Here is a 3,862-nt window from a genome sequence, read left to right as displayed (position 1 = left end):
GCTGGTCCTCGCCAGGGCAGCTATGTCCGCGCGTCTACGCGTCAGGCAGTGGCCAGGCCTCGGCCGAGGCCGGCAGCGCGTCGACCGTCTCCGCGAGCTTGATCGTGGACCGCTGCACCCGCTCGAGCAGATCAGACAGGTCGGCGTCGCTGCTGTCGGGGAGCACGTCGAGGGCGAGCTCGACGGCCATCGACAGCGCTGCGAGGGAGTTGTTCAGGTCGTGGGCAGCATGCTCGGCAAACAGGACCAGCTCGTCGCGAAGGCTCACAAGCCGGGAGCATTCCACAGGGCGAGCCACTTCTGCAGGTCATTCTCCATCGGCAGTTCGGCCGCGAGGTGATCGCGCACGCTGATCTCGGTGAGGTTGTCGCGCTGTTGGGCGCCGGTGGGCGCAAACGCGTAGAACGTGCCGGACTTGTAGAGATAGACGAGCCCGACCTTGCGACCGCTCGGACCGGCGAAGGTGACCATCGAGCACAGCAGGCCGGAGGCGAACCCCTGGGCCTCCAGGCTGGTGTTGACGGCATGCAGGTCGGTGCACAGGTCGGCCAAGTCGTCCGGGTCCCCGTTGACCTCCAGCCACGTGAAGCCGAAGTCGTCCCGGCTCACCTTCACCTCGGGCGCGTCCGCGTCGTCGGAGATGAGGGCGGTCATCTCATCCTGCGTCTGCGCGAACGCAGCCCCCGTCGCCGAGCGGTAGCAGACGGCGCCGTGTCCGGTGGGCCTGAATCCGGCCGCGGTCTGCAGGGTGATGGCCGCGCTCGGGATCAAGAACAGCGCATCCAGGTTGTTGGTGACGGGCTTGTTGCGGCCGGTCACCGCGTCGAGCCAGCGCATCCTGCTCCTCGCCGTGCCTAGGCCATCGGGCGGCCGAGCTCGGCCTGGATGCGGGCAAGCTGTTCGAGCCGCTGTTCGAGCGAGGGGTGGGTGGCGGTCAACGTCCTCATCGAGATGCCGGCGACGGCCGGGACGATGAACAGTGAGTTGACCGCACTGTTGGCGCGCAGGTCCTTCTGCGGGATGGCGCCGGCTCCCCCGGAGATCTTCGTCAGCGCGGAGGCGAGCGCCTGGGGCTTCAGCGTGAGGTAGGCGCCCGAGCGGTCGGCGCACAGCTCGCGGTAGCGCGAGAGCAGGCGCAGCAGCAGGAAGCTGACGGCATACACCACCAGGCTGACGACCAGGGCGATGATGACCGCCGGGAAGCCGCCGCTGTTGCGCCCGCGGGACAGGCCGCCGAACTGGGCGCCGCGGGTGAGCATGCCCGCCAGGATGCCCGCCGAGGAGGCGAGGGTCATGACGAGTACGTCGCGGTGCGCGACGTGGCTCAGCTCGTGGGCCAGCACTGCTTCGAGCTCCTCGGCGTCGAGGATCTGCAGGATGCCGGTGGTCACGCACACCACGGACCGCTCGGGGGAACGACCCGTGGCAAAGGCGTTGGGGAGGTCCATGTCGGCGATGCCGACGCGCGGCTTGGGCATGTCGGCCAGTGCACAGAGCCGGTCGATCATGCCGTGCAGCTCGGGCGCCTCCTGGGGCGTGACCTCACGAGCCCGCATCGCCCTCATGGCGAGCTTGTCGGAGGACCACCACTGGTAGAACGCGACGCCGATACCGGCAAGACCGATCAGGAACCAGTAGCTCGGAAAGGCATACATCAGCCCCACCACCAGCCCGACGAAGAGCGCCCCGAGCAGGAACATGACCAACGTCATCCGGGCGGTCAGCCCGGCGTCCTTGATGAAACGCGAATGCGCCACGGCAGGATCAGCCGGGGATCAGACCGTCGTCGCCCAACAGCTCGCGCACCTCGTCGAGCGTGGCGTCGCCGGGCGGGAGGATCAGGTCGGACTCGTCGAGGCTCTCGACGTCGTGGGCGGTGCCGTGCTCGCGCACGCCCGCCAGCAGCGCCTCGAGGGCCGGCCGGAACGCCGCCTCGTCGCCGGCCTCGATGGCGGACTCGACGACGGCGTCGAGGGCGTTGAGCCGCTCGACGGAATCGTCGGCGACGTCGTACTGGCCTTCACCGAGGATCCGGACGATCATGCCGGGCCGCCTTCCCCGATCTCGCGCTCGATGGCCTGCTTCTCGCTGTCCGCGAGGATGTCACCGTCGCCGGCCTCGATGGCCGGTGGCTTGCTGCCACTCTTGAGTCGGGCCAGCTCGGACTCGACATCCGAGGTGGAGCTGAGGGCGTCGAGCTCGCGAGCGATGTCGTCACCGGCGTTGATCGACGACGCGTCGTCGAGCGCGCCCGAGGCGATCAGCTCGTCGATGGCACCGGCGCGGGCCTGCATCTGGGCCGTCTTGTCCTCTGCCCGCTGGATCGCGAGGCCGACATCGCCCATCTCCTCGCCGATCCCCGACATGGCCTCGCCGATGCGTGTCTGCGCCTCGGCGGCGGTGTAGTTGGCCTTGATCGTCTCCTTGCGGGTGCGGAACGACTCGACCTTCGTCTGCAGCCGCTGCTGGGCGAGGACGAGCTTCTCCTCCTCACCCTGCAGGTTGGCGTGCTGGCCCTCGAGGTCCTGGATCTGCGTGGTGATACCGGACTTGCGGGTCAGCGCCTCGCGGGCGAGGTCCTCACGATCGGCCGCGATGGCCTTCTCGGCCTGGCCCTGGAGCTTGGCCGACTGCGTCTCGAGCTGCTTGATCTGCAGCTCCACGCGCTTGCGACTGGTCGCGACGTCGGCGACCCCGCGGCGCACCTTGCTCAGCAGCTCCAGCTGTCGCTGATAGCTGTAGTCCAAGGTCTCGCGGGGGTCCTCGGCGCGGTCGAGCGCCTTGTTGGCCTTGGAACGGAAGATCAGACTCAAGCGCTTCATCACACTCATGGGGATGTTCTCTCCTGTGTCACCCTCGGGGTAATGCCTTCACCCTAGGACCAAACCCAAGGGCATCGATAGGCGCCGGTAGGCTGGAGGTTCACGTCACCCCAATCTCATGAGGCTCCGTTGTTCGGTCGTAGCAAGTCGCAGGACAGTTCCTCCACCTCCCCCGCCGTGGACAAGCCCGACGGGAAGGGTCGGCCGACGCCGAGCCGCAAGGAGGCCGAGGCCGCCGCGAAGGCGCGCGCCAAGGTCCCACGCACCCGTCGCGAGCAGATGCAGGCGCAGCGCGGAGCCCGCACCGAGTCGAGCAAGACCGTCCGGGCAGCGATGAAGTCCGGCGACGAGCGCTACCTGCTGACCCGCGACAAGGGCCCGGTCCGGCGCTTCATCCGCGACTTCGTCGACTCCCGATTCTCGTTCGTCGAACTGATGGTGCCGCTGCTGGTCGTGACGCTGCTGCTCGGTTACTCCGGCAGCCCCTACCTCGTCGGCGTCGGCAACACCGTGCTGCTCGGGACGGTGCTGCTGGTCGTCCTCGACATCGTGCTGATGCGATTCAAGCTGCGCCGCGAGCTTGCGCGACGCTTCCCCGACGAGCCCACCAAGGGCACCACCTACTACGCGATCATGCGCGCACTGCAGATGAAGTTCATGCGGATGCCCAAGGCGCAGGTCAAGATCGGGCAGACCCTGCCCGAGCACTACCGCTGAGCACCGGGTTGATCCTCGGGCTCGTCAGCGCGCTGACGTCGGCAGCGCTGTTCGGCATCGCTGCGGTGGGGCAGGCGCACGCCATGCGGGCGCTGCCGGAGGGCGAGCTCGGACTCGTCGCCTTCGTGCGCGCGGCGCTGCGCTCGTGGCCGCTGCTGGGAGTCGTGGCCGCCTATCTGGCGGGCTTCGTGCTGCATGCGGTCGCGCTGTTGCTGCTCCCCCTCTATCTCGCCCAGGCGTCGATCTCGCTGTCGCTGCCGGTCACTGCCGTCGTGTCGGCGGTGGCGCTGCACGAGCGGCTGGACCTCGGCCGATGGCTCGCG

6 protein-coding genes and 1 pseudogene are annotated in these 3,862 nt (G+C 68.6%); 2 read left to right on the top strand and 5 right to left on the bottom strand.

What is annotated here, in order from left to right; all coding sequences use genetic code 11:
- Positions 1-34 precede the first annotated feature (34 nt).
- Genes RMO85_RS16615 through RMO85_RS16595 form a run of 5 tightly spaced genes read right to left on the bottom strand, consistent with a single transcriptional unit; the run spans position 35 to position 2,831 of the window.
- Entirely contained in the window at positions 35-268 is a 234-nt protein-coding gene (locus RMO85_RS16615) for a histidine kinase dimerization/phospho-acceptor domain-containing protein (RefSeq protein WP_310529831.1), read from the bottom strand.
- Positions 265-837 carry a PspA-associated protein PspAB gene (locus RMO85_RS16610; protein ID WP_310529830.1) on the bottom strand — a complete coding sequence of 191 codons (573 nt, stop codon included), beginning with the start codon at positions 835-837 and terminating at the stop codon, positions 265-267. Before RMO85_RS16610 ends, RMO85_RS16615 begins: the two co-directional genes overlap by 4 nt.
- A gap of 17 nt (positions 838-854) precedes the next feature.
- The gene (htpX, locus tag RMO85_RS16605) at positions 855-1,757 is read right to left on the bottom strand and encodes a zinc metalloprotease HtpX (protein WP_310529829.1); all 903 of its coding nucleotides are present in this window, start codon (positions 1,755-1,757) and stop codon (positions 855-857) included.
- Positions 1,758-1,764: 7 nt separating this feature from the next.
- Complete coding sequence (locus RMO85_RS16600) at positions 1,765-2,043, bottom strand: PspA-associated protein PspAA (RefSeq protein ID WP_310529828.1); 279 nt, start codon at positions 2,041-2,043, stop codon at positions 1,765-1,767.
- Positions 2,040-2,831 (bottom strand): PspA/IM30 family protein, encoded by a 792-nt coding sequence (locus RMO85_RS16595; protein WP_310529827.1) that lies wholly within the window; start codon positions 2,829-2,831, stop codon positions 2,040-2,042. The genes RMO85_RS16600 and RMO85_RS16595 overlap by 4 nt, the downstream gene beginning before the upstream one ends.
- A 168-nt stretch (positions 2,832-2,999) precedes the next feature.
- On the opposite strand from RMO85_RS16595, the gene RMO85_RS16590 reads away from it, so the two are divergent.
- The gene (locus RMO85_RS16590; protein ID WP_310529826.1) at positions 3,000-3,539 is read left to right on the top strand and encodes a DUF3043 domain-containing protein; all 540 of its coding nucleotides are present in this window, start codon (positions 3,000-3,002) and stop codon (positions 3,537-3,539) included.
- An 8-nt stretch (positions 3,540-3,547) separates the two neighbouring features.
- Positions 3,548-3,862 (top strand): annotated as a pseudogene (locus RMO85_RS16585) (hypothetical protein); the annotation flags it as partial.

Origin of the sequence: Nocardioides sp. (assembly GCF_031422975.1) — a bacterium.
Classification (GTDB): domain Bacteria; phylum Actinomycetota; class Actinomycetes; order Propionibacteriales; family Nocardioidaceae; genus Nocardioides.
Note: the sequence above shows the minus strand (reverse complement) of the source record. Positions and strands in the feature narration are given on the sequence as shown.

Coding starts and splice junctions, on each gene's coding strand:
- RMO85_RS16610 (WP_310529830.1), bottom strand. CDS start 837: ATGCGCTGGCTCGACGCGGTGACCGGCCGCAACAAGCCCGTCACCAAC.
- RMO85_RS16600 (WP_310529828.1), bottom strand. CDS start 2,043: ATGATCGTCCGGATCCTCGGTGAAGGCCAGTACGACGTCGCCGACGAT.
- RMO85_RS16595 (WP_310529827.1), bottom strand. CDS start 2,831: ATGAGTGTGATGAAGCGCTTGAGTCTGATCTTCCGTTCCAAGGCCAAC.